This is a genomic window from Arenibacter sp. P308M17 (assembly GCF_003426735.1).
In the GTDB taxonomy this organism is placed as follows: Bacteria; Bacteroidota; Bacteroidia; order Flavobacteriales; family Flavobacteriaceae; genus Arenibacter.
On record NZ_QVON01000014.1, the window covers coordinates 1 to 19,077 of the forward strand.

At 38.0% G+C, this 19,077-nt stretch carries 15 protein-coding genes; 9 read left to right on the forward strand and 6 right to left on the reverse strand.

The annotated features are described in order from the left end of the window. Window positions 1-248 precede the first annotated feature (248 nt). The 4 genes from D0S24_RS20415 to D0S24_RS20430 all read right to left on the reverse strand — a co-directional run bounded on the left by D0S24_RS20415 (window position 249) and on the right by D0S24_RS20430 (window position 3,030). Window positions 249-791 (reverse strand): hypothetical protein, encoded by a 543-nt coding sequence (locus D0S24_RS20415; protein ID WP_147321487.1) that lies wholly within the window; start codon window positions 789-791, stop codon window positions 249-251. Window positions 792-920: 129 nt separating this feature from the next. Then, window positions 921-1,673: a hypothetical protein gene (locus D0S24_RS20420; protein ID WP_117021692.1), complete on the reverse strand. Its 753-nt coding sequence runs from the start codon at window positions 1,671-1,673 to the stop codon at window positions 921-923. Next, window positions 1,666-2,361, reverse strand: a complete 696-nt coding sequence (locus D0S24_RS20425; protein WP_117021693.1) for a hypothetical protein — start codon at window positions 2,359-2,361, stop codon at window positions 1,666-1,668. Before D0S24_RS20425 ends, D0S24_RS20420 begins: the two co-directional genes overlap by 8 nt. Before the next feature lie 99 nt (window positions 2,362-2,460). Then, a complete protein-coding gene (locus tag D0S24_RS20430) occupies window positions 2,461-3,030 on the reverse strand; it encodes a hypothetical protein (RefSeq protein ID WP_117021694.1) in 570 nt (189 codons plus the stop codon). Window positions 3,031-3,341: 311 nt separating this feature from the next. Here D0S24_RS20430 and D0S24_RS20435 point away from each other — a divergent pair, with 311 nt between their 5' ends. Beyond that, the gene (locus tag D0S24_RS20435; protein ID WP_117021695.1) at window positions 3,342-3,701 is read left to right on the forward strand and encodes a hypothetical protein; all 360 of its coding nucleotides are present in this window, start codon (window positions 3,342-3,344) and stop codon (window positions 3,699-3,701) included. A gap of 152 nt (window positions 3,702-3,853) precedes the next feature. Continuing rightward, the gene (locus tag D0S24_RS20440) at window positions 3,854-4,660 is read left to right on the forward strand and encodes a hypothetical protein (RefSeq protein WP_117021696.1); all 807 of its coding nucleotides are present in this window, start codon (window positions 3,854-3,856) and stop codon (window positions 4,658-4,660) included. Between the two features lie 152 nt (window positions 4,661-4,812). Here D0S24_RS20440 and D0S24_RS20445 read toward each other — a convergent pair whose 3' ends face one another. After that, window positions 4,813-5,214, reverse strand: a complete 402-nt coding sequence (locus tag D0S24_RS20445; RefSeq protein ID WP_117021697.1) for a helix-turn-helix domain-containing protein — start codon at window positions 5,212-5,214, stop codon at window positions 4,813-4,815. Window positions 5,215-5,338: 124 nt separating this feature from the next. On the opposite strand from D0S24_RS20445, the gene D0S24_RS20450 reads away from it, so the two are divergent. The 3 genes from D0S24_RS20450 to D0S24_RS20460 are packed head-to-tail and all read left to right on the forward strand — an operon-like array spanning window position 5,339 to window position 7,176. Then, window positions 5,339-6,418, forward strand: a complete 1,080-nt coding sequence (locus D0S24_RS20450; RefSeq protein WP_117021698.1) for a hypothetical protein — start codon at window positions 5,339-5,341, stop codon at window positions 6,416-6,418. Window positions 6,419-6,423: 5 nt separating this feature from the next. Further along, entirely contained in the window at window positions 6,424-6,789 is a 366-nt protein-coding gene (locus D0S24_RS20455) for a hypothetical protein (RefSeq protein WP_117021699.1), read from the forward strand. A gap of 27 nt (window positions 6,790-6,816) precedes the next feature. Next, window positions 6,817-7,176, forward strand: coding sequence for a hypothetical protein (locus D0S24_RS20460; RefSeq protein WP_117021700.1), 360 nt, complete (start codon window positions 6,817-6,819; stop codon window positions 7,174-7,176). 1,163 nt (window positions 7,177-8,339) lie between these two features. Here D0S24_RS20460 and D0S24_RS20465 read toward each other — a convergent pair. After that, a complete protein-coding gene (locus D0S24_RS20465) occupies window positions 8,340-9,377 on the reverse strand; it encodes a metallophosphoesterase (RefSeq protein ID WP_117021701.1) in 1,038 nt (345 codons plus the stop codon). A 617-nt stretch (window positions 9,378-9,994) separates the two neighbouring features. Between D0S24_RS20465 and D0S24_RS21215 the strand changes: the two genes are divergently transcribed. The 4 genes from D0S24_RS21215 to D0S24_RS20480 all read left to right on the forward strand — a co-directional run bounded on the left by D0S24_RS21215 (window position 9,995) and on the right by D0S24_RS20480 (window position 19,000). Further along, window positions 9,995-10,168 (forward strand): hypothetical protein, encoded by a 174-nt coding sequence (locus D0S24_RS21215; protein ID WP_181938153.1) that lies wholly within the window; start codon window positions 9,995-9,997, stop codon window positions 10,166-10,168. A 411-nt stretch (window positions 10,169-10,579) separates the two neighbouring features. Next, window positions 10,580-13,684: a TonB-dependent receptor gene (locus D0S24_RS20470; protein ID WP_181938154.1), complete on the forward strand. Its 3,105-nt coding sequence runs from the start codon at window positions 10,580-10,582 to the stop codon at window positions 13,682-13,684. A 17-nt stretch (window positions 13,685-13,701) separates the two neighbouring features. Then, entirely contained in the window at window positions 13,702-15,420 is a 1,719-nt protein-coding gene (locus D0S24_RS20475) for a RagB/SusD family nutrient uptake outer membrane protein (RefSeq protein WP_117021704.1), read from the forward strand. A 619-nt stretch (window positions 15,421-16,039) separates the two neighbouring features. Further along, window positions 16,040-19,000 (forward strand): LamG domain-containing protein, encoded by a 2,961-nt coding sequence (locus D0S24_RS20480; protein WP_220377797.1) that lies wholly within the window; start codon window positions 16,040-16,042, stop codon window positions 18,998-19,000. The last annotated feature ends 77 nt before the right edge of the window (window positions 19,001-19,077 follow it).

Consider the following 19,077-nt stretch of genomic DNA (forward strand, 5'->3'; position numbering starts at 1 on the left):
AATTACAAGAAATTACAGCAAGTTTAGATCAAGTTTACAAGAAGGGAATCCGGTAAATAAAATTATGCTAAGTTAGTAAATGTGGTTGGTGGGCCGCATACAACGAATAAGCATTCGTGATAATAAGCATTAGTTTATTTTACTATTCCATTTTTAAGTTGGATTGTTAATATCTGGGTTACTCAAATATTATCCCATTTGTCATATTAGTCTTGCTAGGAATTGATGTTTGCACCTCTAATCTAAAGTTATTTAATATTCAAGGATTTCTTTAATGCTTGAAAGTTGCTCCATTTTATAGAAGAATGGTCATGAATTATAAAAGTAGAATCCTTGTTGGTAATAAAATTTATTAATCCAAATTGTGAGAATTGGGGAATTGGATCATTTAATTTATGTTTCGTGAGCTCTAAAATAGCGCGATATGCCAAATCTACCTGATTTTTATCTAAGGGAATACAACTCGATTCTTGGGAGATCAACCTTTCATAATATGCTTGAAGTAATGGGGAATGGGAAGGTGGAGGCGGTTCCTTTGTTCCTTTGATTTTCTTTATATCGGCACACAATTCTTTTTCCTTAGGCATCTTTTTTATTTGTATAATAACCCTATTACCTCCCCATTCCCCTAAAGAATCATCTTGCTGGCTTAGTTCAAAAGACTGTCCTAATAAAATGGACTCCTTAAAACTCTCAATTTCACTTGTTGAAGCAATATTGGTGTTCATGGGTTGTTCACCACATGAATTTAGTATTGCGAGAATCATTATCGCCAGAATGGATTTTTGCACAACTTTTTTATTTTGAATTATGTTTTCCTATCAGGGCAAAGTCCCAATGATTTTGATACTACCTATAGACAAAGAAAACATGGAATTGAACACCAAATCCCCACTACAGAGGATATGTTGATAAGGCAATTAGTCTTGTGTTTTTTTTGATATAATTAACTCCTTTAATTTAGTCAACGAGGTTTTTATTTCTTCTGAATTGCTTTTATCGTACATCAAATTGATTTTCTTTAGCATATTCCCGTAGTTTGCCTTTGGATAAAGTTCGACCAAGTCTGTAAAATATTTATCAATCCCTTTTGCCAGCATTTTTTTTCCTTCTTCCGAATATGCTTTTTCTTCATTTATTTTGTCCAGGTAGATGTTGAAATTATCGATTAAGGTTCCGATATTGGAGTTGATTTTATTTATGATCAATTTTGAGTTGGGGTCGTCAGCTCTCTCAATGATTTGGTCATTTCCTAATTTAAAATATAGTAATTGTAGCCCAAGTCCAAATTCAAACACCGCTAATTGTTCCTTATCGTATAGGTAATTATCTTTGAGGTCTGTTGCTTGGTAAATTTTGTTCATATCTTTCCATTGACTAAAGAACTTTTGTGCGACCTCGTTTCTGTATTTAATTCCTAATTCTTTGTCTTCCAGCACTACTTTGTAGTTTTCATGGTCAACTAATTTTTCGACAATGATTCGTGTTTGTGGATCATCGAAGGAAGGAAGTTTTTCGTCACTTTCATAATCGTAATTCAATTCCAAATTGGCCGCTCGATAATCTTGAATGTCCCAGAATCGCTTTTCTGTGGGAAATGCATGTTTTTCTTCTTTACAATTAATCACTATTAAACAAAAAATAGCAATTACTACTGGTTTGGTTCTATTCATTTAATTTGATTTGTGGATTTTCAAATTCGCTCAATAAATTTAATAAACTATCAATTTGTTTTTCGTATTTTTTTTGTTCGCTAAAAACATAGCTGTGAAAGGTGTCATAATCATATTGCTGTTGAAACTCACGTTCTTCGATTTTTTTTTGGTTGATTATGTCCTTGATCTGGTCTTTTTTATTATTCTTTAATTCCGATATACACTTCTTGATTTTTCGTACATACAACTCCATTATTTTAAAGTGGTACATTTCGTGAGTTAGAAGTTCTTTACTGTTTGAATAGGAATTGTAAACGAAAGAACGTGATGGGTGGAAAAGTGATTTTATCACAACATAATCTTCCTTAATTTCACTTTCCATGGATACAACGACATAGGCAAAACGTTTATTACCGTATAGTGATTTTTTGAAAAATTCCAGCCCTCGAAAATTTTCAAAGGTGATTTGATCAATTTTGTCATAAGTAATCGGCTTTTCGTAGTCGAGGTAATTGGTGTGCGTTAAAGCGGCAAATCCCAATAATAGTGGTGTTAGGATCAGAAAACTGTATTTCAAAATGTTTTTAAGTCGTCTTAAGGGTATTTTGTTCCCTTGCTTGTTCTCCTTAATAACAATACCAATTTGATAAAATACAGGGGAAAAATAGAATGCCAAAAATGATATTATGATTAGGGTATCATTCATTAAAAATAATTATAGGATAATTGATTATCGTTTTAGGCTATGATTATTATATGGATCATTATCTTGTTAGTAGGCTGGTGGTATTCAAACATTTTTAGTTTAGTCAGTTTCTTTGGCGACGAGATCTATAAGTTGTTTCAATATAGAATTTTGGTTTGTTTCGAAGTTAATATTGGGCTCATTCTCTTCTATCATTGATGTATTTAACTTAAAATCGCTTATAACTTTTTCAAAATTTTCTCCTTTAGTTTGAAATTTAAATACCCATTCGTTGTCATGGGAAGTAACTATTTCGACAATTTTATTTGATCTTGCCGGTAGCAATTTAGCGTTTTTAATCTCGTCAAAATTTTCTGATACCATATTCAAAAAGTCATAGTTTCTAAGCTCCATTACAGGATATGTTTTGCATTCCGTAAATTTTTGTTTGTAATAAATACCGTCCGCTATCCAAAATAAATAAAGTGTTTGGTAATTGAAGCAATCATCATTTTCGGGAATATATTTAATTCCATGTTCTATAAATTGGTATTCAACGAGGAGATTGACTTTGTTGGAGATAAGGCTGTCTCTTTTAAGATTATATTCAGGGATAAAGCCTTGAGAGTATCCAACAACCGGGGTTTGAAAAATACAAACAAATATCAATATTATATCCCTGATGCCCATTAAAATGATTTACAACTTTTATGTTAATTGAAGGTAATCAATTCAAATTTAAAAAACGAGGTGTTTTAATACGCTTAATTATTAGGTATAGAAAACTCTTGGCTTGTTTCCGTCATTCGAGTTGAACAGTCTCTTAAAAATACTTAACAATGTATTGGAACAACTAACCTACAATGGTTCCTGATTCGATTTTATAGTGTTCGGGAGGATAAGCGTTAATTAAAATCGAATTAGGGGTGCATGTGGGCTATTTTGCCACGAACAGTCTTCATTGCAATTAAACAATTTTAATTTATTAGTTTAGCTTGTATATGAACTTTGACTTCAAAAAACTACAACAATGCGAATGGAATACTTTGTTCCAAATTGAAACTAAATCAAAGGAATTGATAGTAATTCTGATTTTTGAAATAATTATTGACGGAATAAAATATGAAAACGTTACGTTGGAATGTTCAAATCCCAGAAATGAATGGGCTGCTTATTGGAATGAAAATATAAGGGATTGGATAGATTACTCGGATTTTGATTTACTAATAGGTAATCGTATTACCACCTTTAATGCAAAACCAGTTGGTGGGAATTTATCCCTAAGTTTTGGTGGAAATCATGTATTAGGGTTTGCCAGGTGGGGATTTTTTTCAGACAAAGTCGAATTCAAATGTGGATAAATCAAATCTACCATATAAAATTAATTGCTAATTCGAGCCTACTTTCTAAAATTACACAGTATTTTTATTCGGTTTGCATTGGATAAATTAGTTGCTTAAACTAGGTAACTTATCATAATTTAAAACCTTATATACAACCATTAAACAATCATTTGAAGACAACAATTCTAATAATATTCATACTTTTATTTCCTGCTTGTCAAGGTGATAAAAAGTTAACCCTTAAAGATTCAAAAAGGGAAATCATATCCAGCGAAGTCCTATTGGATAGTTTATACGTGGCTTATAATGAAAATTCTGAGGAGAGAATCAAGTCATTTTTCCGAGAATGGAATAATGCCGTTCCATCCATTTCAAGCCAGATTATAAATGAATCGGATACATTGAGAAATGTCTTTAAAATCTTTAAGCAAATGTACAGACCCTGTGATTTGCTAAAGTTAGGGGATTGGGAATGGGGTAATAAATTAAATTCTAATAGCCAATATGTAATCGTCCAGAAGAATTTGACTTATGTAATTTTGGAAACAACTTCTCTGGATAGTTATAGTAGCGAAGATGTTAGAAAAATAACTATTGAAAACTTTAGGCCTTCTATACACGTTAATCCTGATAGTACCCTGTATTTAACCAGCGAATATGAAAATGCGTTAAACAAGTTTTTAGAGGATGATTCGTCTGAGGTAGGTGAAGAAAATATAATGAATCCTTCCCAGCCAAAGAATGAAAGCAAAAGGAGATACGATTTCCTGCGTAAATATATTCCAATATTACACGGACATTGGGGCGGATTATGGCATCTCGAAACCCATCCGGAAATAAATCTGATAGTACTTGACAAAACCCTATCTAAAGCTCTCGTTTTCTTTCGTGTTGGTTTCCAAGGAGGGGAGGCGCAATTGACCAAAAATAATAACGCTTGGATAATTGAAAATAGTGAAGCAACTTGGATAGAATAACTACTTGTACTACCGGAAGTCGCATCCTTCCAAAAGATGATATACTTCTATTTCATTTGTTTTTTGTTCCTCAAACAGGCTATAATAAAAAAGGGAGTGATTTTTTCACTCCCTTTCCTTTTAAAAAATACGACAGTAAAAATGTATTGTCATTATTTTTTCATCAGCTTCTCCAAATAGGAAACCTTGTCCTTTTCAGCCTCTAAGAGCCTTTCGTACAGTTTTTTGTTCTCCTCGTAAGATTCAACTAGCTTGTCCAAAGGATTGAAGTTACAATGATAGTTCACCGCAGAAGAATTGTCTTGAAAAGTATTATTCATAATATTAAAAACAGCTTCCTCCGAAAAATTTTTTATAGCTTCTGGGCTAACTCCTAAAGCACTTGCTATTTCCTTTAATTTTTCATCGTCAATGGTCTCCGATTGTTCGATGTTTGAGACTGCCTGTTGGCTAATGCCCAACTCAATGGCCAAGGTCTCCTGTTTCATGCCCCTCAGTTCCCTGATACGGCCTATTTTCCGTCCTATATGGTTATGTTTAGTCGCTGTTTCCATATTTCAAATATAAGATTTTTTGCAAAACATACAGATGTAAAAAACAATTGCTCTATGGTAAGGAACAAGGGGTTGTGGTTGGGTACGGGGAAAAGAGGTCGTTGCTTTATACCAAAACAAGATTATGGAGCTTGCAGGCAACACATCGAAAAAGGAAGAAATCCCCTTTGGTATTAGCGGTATAATTACGAAAATAGTAAAGGAAATAGAGGTCGACCGTATCTACCTGAACAGGGGTACGGACAGGCATGCGTTCACCTATCGATTGAACATTGTTACCAAGCTTATCCAGAAAGATTTTTCAGAACAGATAAGACCTGTCATCAATTCGATTTTGGAACAATACCCGGACTATACCTATACTATTTTTGCATTTGGCTATGTAAACAGTGAAATTCAACAAGGGAACTTGTATTTTCTGAACAATTGCCATGAAAAGGACCTGGTATATAAATCCAACAATAGCAACCTAATTGGGACCGATCCCGCTAGAGAGCCAACCAAACTATATGAAGAAATCAAGCAGGATTTTAAAAGGGATATGTCGCGGTTAAAATCCTTTAAAAAGGGTGTCCACTATTTTAAAACGCAGAAGAACCTATCCCAAAGCGCCTTTATGATGCACCAGACCTTTGAGCAGGGATATAGGATTTTGGAGCGTTTTATTTGTGGAAGGGTCAAGATATGCCACAGCATCAAGAACCACCAGACCTATATATTGAAATCATTGGGCAAGCTCGAAGGCACTTTCCAGATAGAATCGGATTCGGACAGCAAATTGCTCGATTTGTTGGAAGATGCCTACTCATCGGCAAGATATACCAATGACTATGATATTACCAAGAATGAAATAGAACAATTATCCCAAAAATTAGGGTCGTTCATCAAGGAAATCAAATTTTGGTTCCATCACGAGCTAACTGTTTTTGAGAAAAACATAACCGATAATCAAATTACCCAACATCCAGAACCGGAAACTGTCTCTCCAAACCATTGTGATACAGATACAGCTCATTTCGTTCGCAAATTCCAATTCGATAGTAGTTTTGAAATGCTATATCTGGTAAGATCCCTGATGAACGTATGTGTGACCTGCTTGCAAGAAGAAGTCGACCCGCCAAAAGGAGTCCGATTGGACTTTGATATCCAGAACACATTGGAATTTGCCATTCAGTTACTACCTCTTAAAGAAACCAGTCCTTAGAAATCATGAAGAATAAAAAAAAGAAAAAACAGTCCAAAAAGAAGTATGGGAAGAAGCTTCAGGAGTTGAATAAAATAGCAGAAGAACACTTTAGGCTGCTTACCCCAACGCCACAATATGTATATAGGCAAGGGAACTATCTCAACTATGCTTTTATCCTCAATTATGAAGAATTGGGGTATACGTTCGAATCTATCTTAAATGTCTGTATCATGGCATTGGACGGATATGATGGGTACAGCGAAAGGAGAGACATAAAAGAAGCACACAGACAATTTGCAGATGTACTGGAATTTGCCAAGACCTTAATACCCCATGAGGAGTTTGAGTTTTTGGACAAATCCAGAAGATTACTACTTGGGAATGATTAAGGATTTCAAAACAAACCTTTGCCAATAATGAAAAAGAAAAGCGGAAAGCACAAGCAACTGGACAGTAACAAACTGGAAGCTATTAAAGGGCTTTTAAGACCAAGAAAGCGAAACCATTATAATAACGGGGACAAACCAACACAAGATGTCACCTTCAGAGTGGCGGACAATAGCGAACTGCGTTATGTTATTTCCTGTCTTTTAAGGGTTAGCATGATGGCATTGGAGTTCGAGGGCACTTTATGCTCTCCAAGACTGCCCTATTTCTCCAAAGAGTTGGCAGTTGTGACCCTTCTTGAACTGATAGATGACCTCCTGCCCGACGACCAATTGGATAGTTATGACAAAATAGAGGAACTATTGCTATCCGATGAAGAAATCAAGTAATCCAGGATTGTCCTCATTTACCAATATTTTTGGTTTTTCGAATTTTTTCCAACCATGCCATTGCATAATAAGGTAAGTTGTGAAACAAAATGAGCAACTGATTTTCAAATCATGTTGTCCGGAAAACTTGGTTACGTAGGGGCGAAGTTTGGAGGAGCAAGAGGGTAGCGTGCTGGCGCAGCGCTACGGTTATACTTTCCTCTGGAAAGCCCTAATTTTAAAGAGTTTTTCCAAAATGTAAGTTGTTTCCCATTGCATAGCTTTTTATGAAAAAACCCTCCCGAACCAATAAAACCAATAGATTTTTGGTGAAAAAATGGTGAAAAACACTCCTGAGCGACGTTCAATCGCCACTTTGGCTATCATTTTAAAAAGCCGAAGATTGCCTTTGCGCCAAAAAATCCACCGCCTGAATCTTCATCTTTTTAAAACGTTGATTTGTCCAAGACTTTGTTGGAAGCTGAAAGGGAAAAGAATTCTCATTTTGAAAAACTATTAGACCAAAATTAATTTTTCTCTTTTAATAGAAAGTTTAAAGCCTTCAGTGATTTCACCCTAAGGCGAATTGCTTACGGTTATATTTTTTAATACAATACATAAACTCTTAATCTGCTTGACCCAATTTGTTCTATAAAAATCAGAACCTCAGAAGGCTTTTGACCCAATGGAGCAAAATTCAGATATATTTTTAAGGGTATAAATAAATGATAATCAATTGGTTGTGATTCATAACATCGCTTTAGCGTGTTATCCTCTTGCTATTCCCCCCTTAGTTTAGCAAACACACTTTACATAGAGGTTTTTATGATGAAAGTTATCAGATTAATTGCCAGCATAGCTAAATCAAGGTGTATATTTAATTTTTTTCACGTTTTATTTTGGTCAATATATCAATTAGGTTTTGAAAATCTCTTTGCAATTTGAGAACTTAAAACGAACTAATTTATTATAAATATAAGTCACACAGTATTAATAAAACAGTTACTAGGAAGATAACATCTTGCTTAAATCGATTTTGCCTGAGAAGGTTTTTGTTAATTGACCTTCTAAATAGAGCGTAATAATTTTGTGTTTTGTGCGAGAAAGTTTATTTTACTATCATTTTAAATGTTATTTCAGACAGAAATTTAGAATAGCATTATTTTTATTCGTAGTGATTGGTATTAAATTTTTCCCCAAGGGTAGTGTTTACGATCGGGATTGTCCATATAACCAACTAGTCCGTAGTCATTGAACCGGTATTCGAAAGAACCATCGGAGAACAGATCGACCACACCATAACCGGCTTCGAATTCCGGTCGGTAAGGGAGTGGGGCCTTCCAGTAATTGGCACAAACAGCACCTCCGCAGATATGGTGTACGCCTAGGTACTGGATATGGTCTATCTGGTGGTAGTGACCGCTCAGACAAAGTTTTACGTTCCTATGTTTCCGAAAAAGGTCATGAATTTTTACGATGTCCTGGTGCACACAACTATTATCAATGACCAGGCCATCTGGGTGCTTCTTACCGAGCGGTTCGAAGAAACAGGCGGCCGATAGAATTGGGGCATGGCTTGCAATCAGAATAGGTGTGATGGGGTCGGTTTCTTGGAGATCCTTTTCGAGCCAGGCGAACTGTGCATCGTCCAGATAAATTTGGAAACCTACCCAACCACCTGGCTGGGTGTCATCAAGTACAATGAAGTGCCATCCACCGTGGTCGAAGCTATAATAAGGCGAGATCATTCCGAGCTGTTCCATGGCGAGCGCCTTACCAGGAAACAAAGCTCCCTCGCCACCGTAACCCCAGTCAAAATTAACATCGTGGTTGCCCAGCGTGTAATGAACGGGCAGGTTACAATGTTCCTGCATTATCCCTCGGTAAATTTCCCACTGTGACTTGGAGATCTCCTCGGTGGCCCAAAATGCATCGGTAATAATATCTCCGGTATGCAGGATAAATTCCGGCGTGTCTTTAATAGCTTGAACGTGCTTGATAGCTTTCGGAAGGCCTTCGGGGCTCGCGCAAAGGGGCATGGTTGAACCACCTCCGACATGGGTATCACCAAAATGCGCGAATCGAAATGCACGCTTCGTTTTGACAGGTTCCTCTGTGGCTTGGGCGCACGATGTGAATCCCGATGCAAGAAGCCCGCTTCCAGCAGCGATCAATTTTTGGGTAAATTTTCTACGGTGTAAATTAAGCTTTTCTTTATTCATATAAGTCTATTTTTAGATTTCGGTCTTGTATTTATATTGAAATCAACGAATATTTTTTCATGGATTGCAATATACACTTTTAAATTCAAAAGTGTATACACTTAAAACGATAATACACTATGTAAACGTACATTTCAGAAATACCATTCAAAGGATTGTTCAAAATGATTACGTTAATTATGTATAAAAACGGATGGTCAGTTTTTCAAATTTCAATTTAGAGTATTGTCCAAGTTGTCTCTATCTTGATTGGGAAAGTTCCTGATGTTCCATCCAGTGATATCCCATTTGCACAAAATCAGTTTTTGAGGTATAAATTTCTCTAAAGGAAACTAGTTGTACTTAACTATTTTTTGGTTTTCTATTGAAACATCAATATTTGTTCTGTTGCCTTTTCCAGTATTATACTATTAAAAGGATTATGCCTAGGGTATATTTTATATTGGGTACTTATTATTGGTTGATTCCGATCCACCTTCCAGTATCCTTTGATTATTCAATTTTTAATATTCTTTTATTTTTTTAAATGTGTATGCACTTTTACGATAAAAAATATTATATTGCAATAAATTTAAAGTGCATACACTTTTAAAGATCTCTAATTTTAAATAATATTGATGATGAAAATCTTATTCCCAGACCTATTTAAAGAGCGCAGATCCGATAAAAAAAGTGATTATGAAATTAACCATAATGAGGACCATGATTTCTTTTCTGTTAGGAAAGAGTTGACTTTCAAGGGAATATATATAAGGGATCCAAACATCAGTATAACCTTGGATTCTTCCTGATAATTCGCAGTTTATGTCCGAATAATTAAAAAAATAGTATCAATGAATGTTTTTGGAATAGTATGGAAAGGAAATTTTTGAACGAATAACGGGGGACATAAATAATAAAAAATAGATCTGAAATATTCTTCAAAATGGTTGGACAGACTTTCGGGTACTATATGATAATGGCAACAATGGCCTCTTGTTTTTCAAATTTTTTTTGATGATGCAATCCAAAAGGTTAGTCAAAGAAAATCAATTTAAAAGGACGTACAATTTATACATATTTCTAAATATTTAAAATCAAATCAACTAATGTTTAATAAATCAACCATTTAAAGAATTATGAAAAAAATCAATCAACAGAGGTCTTTCCATTTGGCTTGCCCATATAAGGACCTATTAAAAATTAAGTTCACAATACTCATTATGATGGCTTTTATTGGCTGGGCCAAGGCCAATGCTTATGGGCCCAACACAAAGGTATCGTTCAAGACGGGTCCCATTACCGTAAAGATGGATCTGGAATCAATGGAACAATCTTTCGTTGTCAATGGTACCGTCACCGATAATTATGGAGAACCGTTACCGGGAGCCAATATTATGGAAAAGGGTACCTCGAACGGTACCCAAACTGATTTTGACGGAAATTTTCAGTTAAGTGTACTTGATCTGGAAGCGGTTCTGGAGGTGTCCTATCTCGGTTTTGGAACAATGGAAATTCCTTTAAAAGGACGGACCACTCTTAAGATCCAACTAGAGGAAAGTGCATCCGGTCTGGATGAGGTTGTTCTTGTTGGATATGGTTCTCAAAGCAAAGCTACATTAACCGGATCCATAACCAATATGACTACGGAAAAGATAGCGCAAATACCCTCGGCCGATCTAACCACACTGTTGGCGGGAAGGCTTTCGGGAGTAACGATCTCAAGCAATACGGGAATGCCCGGAATATCCTCGGATCTAACAATTAGGGCTAGGGGAACATGGAACAATGCTACTCCTGTGTATGTTATTGATGGTATTGTAAAGAGCAAGGCCGATTTTGATGCACTTGATGTTAATGAGGTAGAGGAAGTCAGCATCCTAAAGGATGCCGCTTCAGGGGCTATTTATGGAGCTAGGGCCGCCAATGGAGTTGTTCTGGTGAATACTAAAAAGGGACAATCCGGTAAGCCTACCATAAACTATATTTCAACCTATAGTGTGGAAAGGCCTACTATAATGCCGGAAATGATGTCCGGGATAGATATTGCCAAAATGGCGAATACTATAAGTGAATCCTCCTGGTTCTCCTGGAGTCAGGAAGATTTGGATTGGTTGCGTACCGTAAACAATGGGTATGGGTACGATTATCTGGATGAAGTCTATAAGGATCCTTATAGTAGCCGTCATGCCGTTAGTATATCAGGGGGATCCGATGCTGTTAAATACTACATAGGGGGATCTATCTTTAAACAGACGGGTTTTCTTGAACCGATCAGTTTTGATAAGAACAATTTAAGGGCAAATATTGATGTTAAAATCTCCGATAACCTAACTGCAAATGTAAATCTTGCTATTTCCAATAGCTTACGCCAAAGAATGGACCCGCCGGGTGATGGCAGTGATTCGGGAGGAGAAGGGTTATGGACAAAGTTACAGACCTGGAACTTTTACGACCCAATTTTTATAGATGGCAAGGCCCCTAATTTGGGATGGTTAGGTAATGTGGGCGGATTGATCAATGATTCCGGATATATGAAAAATAGAGGTCAAAATCAAAATGTGGTACTTGGTTTGACCTATAAGATTCCAAATTTGGAAGGCCTGTCGGCCAAGATTACCTACGCCAATAACCAGTCTACAAACGATGTGAAAATATTTCAAAAAAAGCATACGTTATACGAAATAACCGGGCATACTCCGCATAATTTTTCACAAGTGGAATTTACCGGAGAAACGGTTCAGAGCAATTGGCCATCCAGGGAATCGCTTTCGGAGACGGCCTATTTTAACAGGTCATATCAATTTAATACACAAATAAATTATAAGAGGACTTTTGGTTATCATGGTATTGATGCATTGTTCGCCTACGAACAAAGCGAGGGTTTTGACAGCAATTTTGGTGCTGGTCGCTATGATTTTCCCATCTTGGTCAGGGATCAATGGAATCAAACAAGTGGAGTACCCGAAGATTCATGGGCCGGCGGATCGGAAAGTGAAACCGGTAGATTATCGTATGTCGGCAGATTAAACTATGATTTTAGATCCAAATATTTACTTACGGCATCATTTAGATATGATGGGTCCCTCATATTTAAGCCGAGCGAACGATGGGGATTGTTCCCGTCTATTTCTGCCGGTTGGGTGGTAAGTGAAGAGAAATTCTTTGACATCAATTTTATTGAGCGATTGAAATTAAGGGCATCTTATGGTACCGTAGGTAATGACGCGGTCGATCCTTGGAGGTGGCAGGAGCAGTACGTTGCGGGTGCAGGATATTTTTTGGGGCAGAGTCCCAGGGAAGTCAAGGGAATACAATATGGAGGGATCACCAACCCCTTCATGACTTGGGAAACTTCCGAATCCACAAATTTTGGTCTTGATATAAATTTGACCAACAATCTTAGCTTTGCCCTGGATATATGGGGAAAAAGAACAAAGGATATTTTGGGATCGCAACTTGATGAGCTTCCGTCCACGGTCGGTGGAAATATACCAAATACCAATTATGGTGAAATGAAGTCCCATGGTTATGAAATAGAAGTGGACTATAACAATAATATAGGGGACTTCAACTATTACTTGGGGGCAAATTACGGATATGCCACGGATGAAGTCGTAAAAATAGCCCAGGGGGATAATATCAGGGATTTTCAAAATAGGATCGGCCGTTCCTGGAATTATATTGCCGGATTGGTTTATGACGATATTTTAAGAACCCAGGAAGATATAGATGCCTTACCAGAAGGTTATACGATCTATGGCCAGACTCCTCAATTGGGCCAGATCAATTACCGAGACATAAGCGGGGTAGATGGTGTGCCGGACGGCAAGATCGATGGTTGGGATAACACCGTAATCGCTGATAATGCCGCTCCTACTTCAACCTACGGGATCAAGCTGGGCGGTAGTCTGAAAGGAATAAGTGTAGACGTATTGTTCCAAGGAACTGGAGGCTATAAAAAAATTCTTAGTGCCCAGGCTCCGTATGGATGGACGCGGGTGTATGGTATTTGGCAGGACTATTGGTCTCCCGAGAATGTAAATGCTACCATGCCAAAACCCAACTGGGATATTGCATCGGATCGTTATCATTCTACTTTTTGGTTAAAAAATGCGGATTATATGAGACTGAGATATTTGAACATAGGGTATGATCTGCCAGAGAAAGTGCTCAATACTATTGGGGTTAAAAAATTAAAATTGTTCATTTCAGGGACTAATTTATTTACGATCTCGAAATTCAAAGACTATGATGTGGAACTGGGTAGTGCGGGCGTTTATCCAAATATGCAGAATTATAGTTTAGGTTTAGACATAACACTTTAATATAAAAAACATTACAAATGAAAATAAATAATCACCTAGTAGTACTTTTTATTCTGATGGGGCTGGCTTTTGGTTCCTGTGAAAAAGTATTCGAAAAAGAAAACCTGAATGCGATCAACCCGGAAGATGTCTGGTTGGACGAAGGACTGGCAGACGCCTATATCAACAATATTTATAGTCTATTTATGCCCGGAATGGCTTTTAACGGGGGAGCATCGGACGAGGCACCAAATTCGGATGGTTTTACCATGCAGCCCCTTCTTAAGGGAATGGCCGATATCAATACGGTAAATTATTGGCCTTATGCCAATATTAGAAAGATCAATATTTTGCTCAAAGAAGTGGAAACCAGTACCCTTGATCCCGATTTTTTGGGTAGGCTTAAAGGGCAGGCCCTGTTTTTTAGGGCCTGGGCATATTTTAATATGACAAAACTTTATGGAGGTGTCCCTCTGGTATTGCATCCACAAGGTCTGGAAGAGGAAGATTTGTCCGTTCCGAGAAGTAATGCGGCCAGCTGTTTTGAACAGATAGTTAAGGATCTGGACGAGGCAATTTCATTGTTGCCCGATGAGTGGACGGGTGCAGACTATGGTAGAATAGATAAAGGTACAGCCATGGCCTTTAAAGGCAGGGCCCTATTGTTTTATGCAAGTCCGCAATTTAACCCTACGGCGGATGCTTCCAAATGGACAGCTGCCTATAATGCCAATAGGGAAGCATTGGCCTTTTTGGAAGCTATGGGAAAGGGATTGTACCAAGGCAATTACGAGGATATTTGGTATCAGGAATTGAACGAAGAGGTAATTATGGTAAACCAATTTTTGAATCCGGGCCGTACCTATAACCAAAATGTATTAAGGCCTTTATGGGCTACCAATGGTAATGTCGGTTATGATCAACCTGCTTTAAAACTTGTAGATGCATTTCCTATGAAGGATGGATCCAATTTTAATCCCAATACCGGTTACGGAGAGTTCTATAAAAATCGTGATAATCGTTTTTATGCCAATATTGCATATAACGGGAGCTATCACTATAATATAAAAGATCTCGATGTTTTCGAGTCGTATCTATGGCTATATAAAACTGCTGCCGGAGAAGATTCGGAACAATTGTTCTATGGTTTTTCCGGATTTAGATGGACCGGGTTCTATAGATTAAAGGCAGTGGACAAGGATGTGGACGGGGCCACTATTAATCTGTCGGACGTAGATTGGATCGAAATCCGATTTGCGGAAGTCTTGATGAATTATGGCGAAGCGGCCAATGAAATTGGTAATACGGCCGAAGCACTTCAGGTATTGTACGATATAAGGGCCCGTGCAGGTATAGAAGCCGGATCCGGCAATTATGGGGTCACAGCAACGGATCAGGCCGGTATCAGGGAAGCGTATATCAACGAAAGATTTGTTGAGTTCGCTTTTGAAAATAAAAGATGGGACGACCTTAGAAGATGGAGGAGATTTGATATCCTTAACGACCAAGGAGTGCATAAGGGCTTGGCATTTACCTTAAATTCAGGAGAACAGGCACCCCAAGGTTATGATAATATTGATGATTTTTGGGATAAATTTTCATGGAGTATTTATGATGTGGAAACCGCTCCGAATGAAAGATTTAATGTCCCTGATACCTATTATTTCTTTGGGATTCCGGAATCTTATATTCAAAAGGATGCCAATTTGGAGCAGACCATCGGCTGGGACGGAGGAACTTTTGATCCCTTGAATTAATAGGAATATAAATAATTTCAAGTTTGCCCAAATGGATAGGCCAGAACATTTGTACAAATCAGTAATATTATCATTTGTATATGTATTGTAACTATTGATCATTGGAGTTAGTTAGGTTAGTTTTAGTAGAGGGAATGGGGTGTTTAAAGCACTCCATTTCTTTTTTGAATATACGGTCCAGTTTACTGGGCATAGGAGAGGAGGCCATTTTTGGATCGTTTGCATTGTTGTTAATGGTCACATAAAGAGCTTTGAAAAAAAACGGTATAAACCTGGACTGCCAAAAGTATATATATCGGAAAGAAACAGTTTTCCGATATATCTGATATCTTATTCCAAATAATTGTTAAATGTGTATACACTTTATTTGAAATTTAGTATCTTGCCGATAAAATTAATGTGTATACACTTTGATGGTGGCCATGGCACGCATTCAAAGTAAGGGCAAAGGAAATTAGTAAGGGTTGAATTTTTACAGGGTAAAAATCTATGGGAAATGGGATCCATATTTCGGCAAGATCTAGAACCCATCAACCTTGTCAGGTAAGCAATTGTGCTGCTCTTAGGAATATATATTGGAATAAAATGATCGATAATAAAAAGTTTAATTAAAATAATCATGACCGTATTTTTAAAGCACAGTTTTGTTCTCTTATTTATGGTAGCCGGGATCGGCGCCAAAGCACAGATAGATGTGAAAGCCCATTTTAAAATGGGACAGGGAACAGCGGTTACCTATGCTATAGGACCTAAAAAGATTATAGCGGAAGATAATGCCCAATTGACGCTATCCCGTAAAGGAAGTCCGGTGTTTTATGCCAGTGCCCCTGAGGGTAAATCTGGTGGGTCCTTACTGTTTACGCCCGATAATGGATATTACCATATGGAAAAGGGCATGATCCATCTGGATGATAATTTTGTTTTTGAGGTCTGGGCAAGACCCAGATCGTCCGGGGGGAAGGATCTGGATGCCAAACATACTTCTGGAATCGTTGGTCTAGGGGATGAACAAAATGGATATGCCATTGTTCAGCAAGGTGATAAATGGTTTGCCAAGGTCGGGGAGTTTGGGATGTTTGAAATAGGAGTTGTAATCCAAAACAAATGGACCCATCTTGCGTTGGTAGCGGATGGCAATCATTGCACAGTGTGGATGGATGGGGCGAAACGGGGAGTGTTCAAAAAAGGAAATAAAATTGGACAGGGATTTACTGTTGGCCATAATATGGGAAGCGAGCAATTTAACGGAGAGGTTTATGAGGTGCGATATGCTACCTTTAAAACGGGAAAATTTAATCCGGAAAAGGATTTTTTGTTGGGATATGAAAAAGGGACCGACACCAAAAGAACAGTAAAAACAAAAGCACTTGTCCGAAACATAGAATCCCCGGGAACGGGCAAAGAGATTGTGGATGCCCTTCCCGTATCATTGCACCCCAAAGACTGGCTTATAAACAAAATAGATGAACCCGTTAAGCTTTTCGTCAAAAAGTCCATGGATGGCCTAACATCAATGTTTCAATTGAATAATGGATTGGTAAGCCGTACTTTTTATGTGTCGGACAATATAGCATGTGTCGGATATACTAATTTATCAAATGGCGCGGAGTATGTCCGTGCCGTAAAACCCGAGGCAAGGATTATGCTGGATAGTACCTGGTATGATATCGGGGGGCTGCAAGGGCAGCCCGAAAAATCGTATCTGATGGAAAGCTGGTATTCGAAAATGACGTCAAATCCCAATGCATTTGGTTTGGTGAAGATAGAAACGGCAATGCCTAAAGAGCGTTATCACTGGGAACAAAAATACAATGCCCTTTCTGCACCTTGGCCCGCTAAAGGACTTAGGTTGACAATGACTTTTAGGCCTACGGAAATAATGACGGCGGTAAAGGACATTGAAATAAAAATAAATTATGAGATCTATCAGGGTATTCCCGTCATTTCCAAATGGCTGGAAGTTATCAACCATAACGAAAGGGATGTTACTTTGGATCGTTTTGAATCCGAAGTATTGGCAATAAACCAAGACCAGGTACAGCGGATACATGTAGAAAGTGATTATTCCTTCGCTTTGGCCAACTGGGACAAGGACGGGAGCGGTTTGCTCCATTTTACCGGAGATCCCAAGCCATATCAGGCAGGTCAATCTACTACGAAATGGGTAGTGGATCCTGACTACCATACCTGGGCCACCCAAAATGCGGCCGAGGATATTTATTTGGATTTTCCACATCGAAATTTGTTGCTGAGCAAGTTACCTATAGGACCTAATGTATTGATAAACAATAAAGAACCTTTTATTTCAAATATTACTTTCGAATTGTTGAATGATAACGATGATAGGGAGAGACAGTCACTGGCCCATCGCAGAATGTACAAAACGTTGGCACCACAAGTGACCGAATCATTGATCGGTGCCGCTATTACATCACATGATGAAACGCAGTTGAAGTCCCTCATAGACCAAATGGAGGAGCTTGGCATGGAAAAGCTTACAATTGATCCATGGCCGGGGGTGAATTATGATAATATGGATAAAAGCTATCTGAAGCATTGGGGAACAATCGGGAAATATGCGGAGGAGCGAGGGATAATAATGGCGGGTTACGAATTGCAGGTCGCTTCCAGGGGCCGCGGACCTGAAGTGGACTGTATTGACCCTGCAACCGGAACCCCTGGAACCATGTTCGGGCAAAGCGTCTGTATTGCCAGTAAGTGGCGGGATGATTATTACCCGAAGATGTGGAGGTTTTACGATGAGTCCAAATTTATGGTTTACAGTGCGGATGGGCCTTACCATGGAGATGCCTGCGGATCCAGGATACATAGATATCATCGAGGATTGGAGGATTCCCAATGGGAGCAATGGAAGGCCCAGATAGAGGTTATCCATGAGGCCCAAAGGCGTAATATGAATATTCTTCTTCCGGACTGGTATTTTCTAAATGGGGGCAGCAGTACCGGAATGGGATATCGGGAGGCCACCGCCAATCTCTCGCCCCAACAACAATTACTATTAGGGCGTCAATATATATATGATGGAACATGGTACAAGCTGCCTACCATGGGATGGATGACATTGCAATTGATAGGTTTTTACACGGACGATCCCAGAGTTGGACTGGAACCGTTAAATGAAAATATCGAACGATATGAGCAGCAGTTAATTCAATATTTGGCAAGTGGTTCCCAACTTACCATACGGGGAAATAGAATGTACGATACCCCCCGTACAAAAGCAATGGTACAAAAGTGGCTGAACTGGTTTAAATCCTATCGCCAAATTTTAACTTCGGACATTATTCATGTGAGCCGTCCTACCGGACGTGATCTGGATTGCATTCTCCATGTGGATCCCTTCGGAAAACATAAAGGAATGGCCATTGTCTTCAATCCAACGGACAGGGATATAGAAAAGGAGCTTAAGTTGCCCTTGTATTATTCCGGATTAAAAGACAGTGCAATCGTAAGGAAAGAAGGGGGCAGCCCTTTAAAGTACGATCTTAACGATAAAGGGGAATTATTGATAACCGTAAAAATAAAGGCAGGAGGCACTTCGTGGTTTGTATTGGAGTAAAATAACAAAGTTTTCAGGCACATTATAATAGGACAAGTGATTTGTCCATGACATTATATACTTTGACTAATTAATAA

Excerpts from the sequence above, each read along its gene's own strand:
- D0S24_RS20420 (WP_117021692.1), bottom strand. The coding sequence starts at position 1,673 with ATGAATAGAACCAAACCAGTAGTAATTGCTATTTTTTGTTTAATAGTG.
- D0S24_RS20425 (WP_117021693.1), bottom strand. The coding sequence starts at position 2,361 with ATGAATGATACCCTAATCATAATATCATTTTTGGCATTCTATTTTTCC.
- D0S24_RS20430 (WP_117021694.1), bottom strand. The coding sequence starts at position 3,030 with ATGGGCATCAGGGATATAATATTGATATTTGTTTGTATTTTTCAAACC.
- D0S24_RS20435 (WP_117021695.1), top strand. The coding sequence starts at position 3,342 with ATGAACTTTGACTTCAAAAAACTACAACAATGCGAATGGAATACTTTG.
- D0S24_RS20445 (WP_117021697.1), bottom strand. The coding sequence starts at position 5,214 with ATGGAAACAGCGACTAAACATAACCATATAGGACGGAAAATAGGCCGT.
- D0S24_RS20450 (WP_117021698.1), top strand. The coding sequence starts at position 5,339 with ATGGAGCTTGCAGGCAACACATCGAAAAAGGAAGAAATCCCCTTTGGT.
- D0S24_RS20455 (WP_117021699.1), top strand. The coding sequence starts at position 6,424 with ATGAAGAATAAAAAAAAGAAAAAACAGTCCAAAAAGAAGTATGGGAAG.
- D0S24_RS20460 (WP_117021700.1), top strand. The coding sequence starts at position 6,817 with ATGAAAAAGAAAAGCGGAAAGCACAAGCAACTGGACAGTAACAAACTG.
- D0S24_RS20465 (WP_117021701.1), bottom strand. The coding sequence starts at position 9,377 with ATGAATAAAGAAAAGCTTAATTTACACCGTAGAAAATTTACCCAAAAA.
- D0S24_RS21215 (WP_181938153.1), top strand. The coding sequence starts at position 9,995 with ATGATGAAAATCTTATTCCCAGACCTATTTAAAGAGCGCAGATCCGAT.
- D0S24_RS20470 (WP_181938154.1), top strand. The coding sequence starts at position 10,580 with ATGATGGCTTTTATTGGCTGGGCCAAGGCCAATGCTTATGGGCCCAAC.
- D0S24_RS20475 (WP_117021704.1), top strand. The coding sequence starts at position 13,702 with ATGAAAATAAATAATCACCTAGTAGTACTTTTTATTCTGATGGGGCTG.
- D0S24_RS20480 (WP_220377797.1), top strand. The coding sequence starts at position 16,040 with ATGACCGTATTTTTAAAGCACAGTTTTGTTCTCTTATTTATGGTAGCC.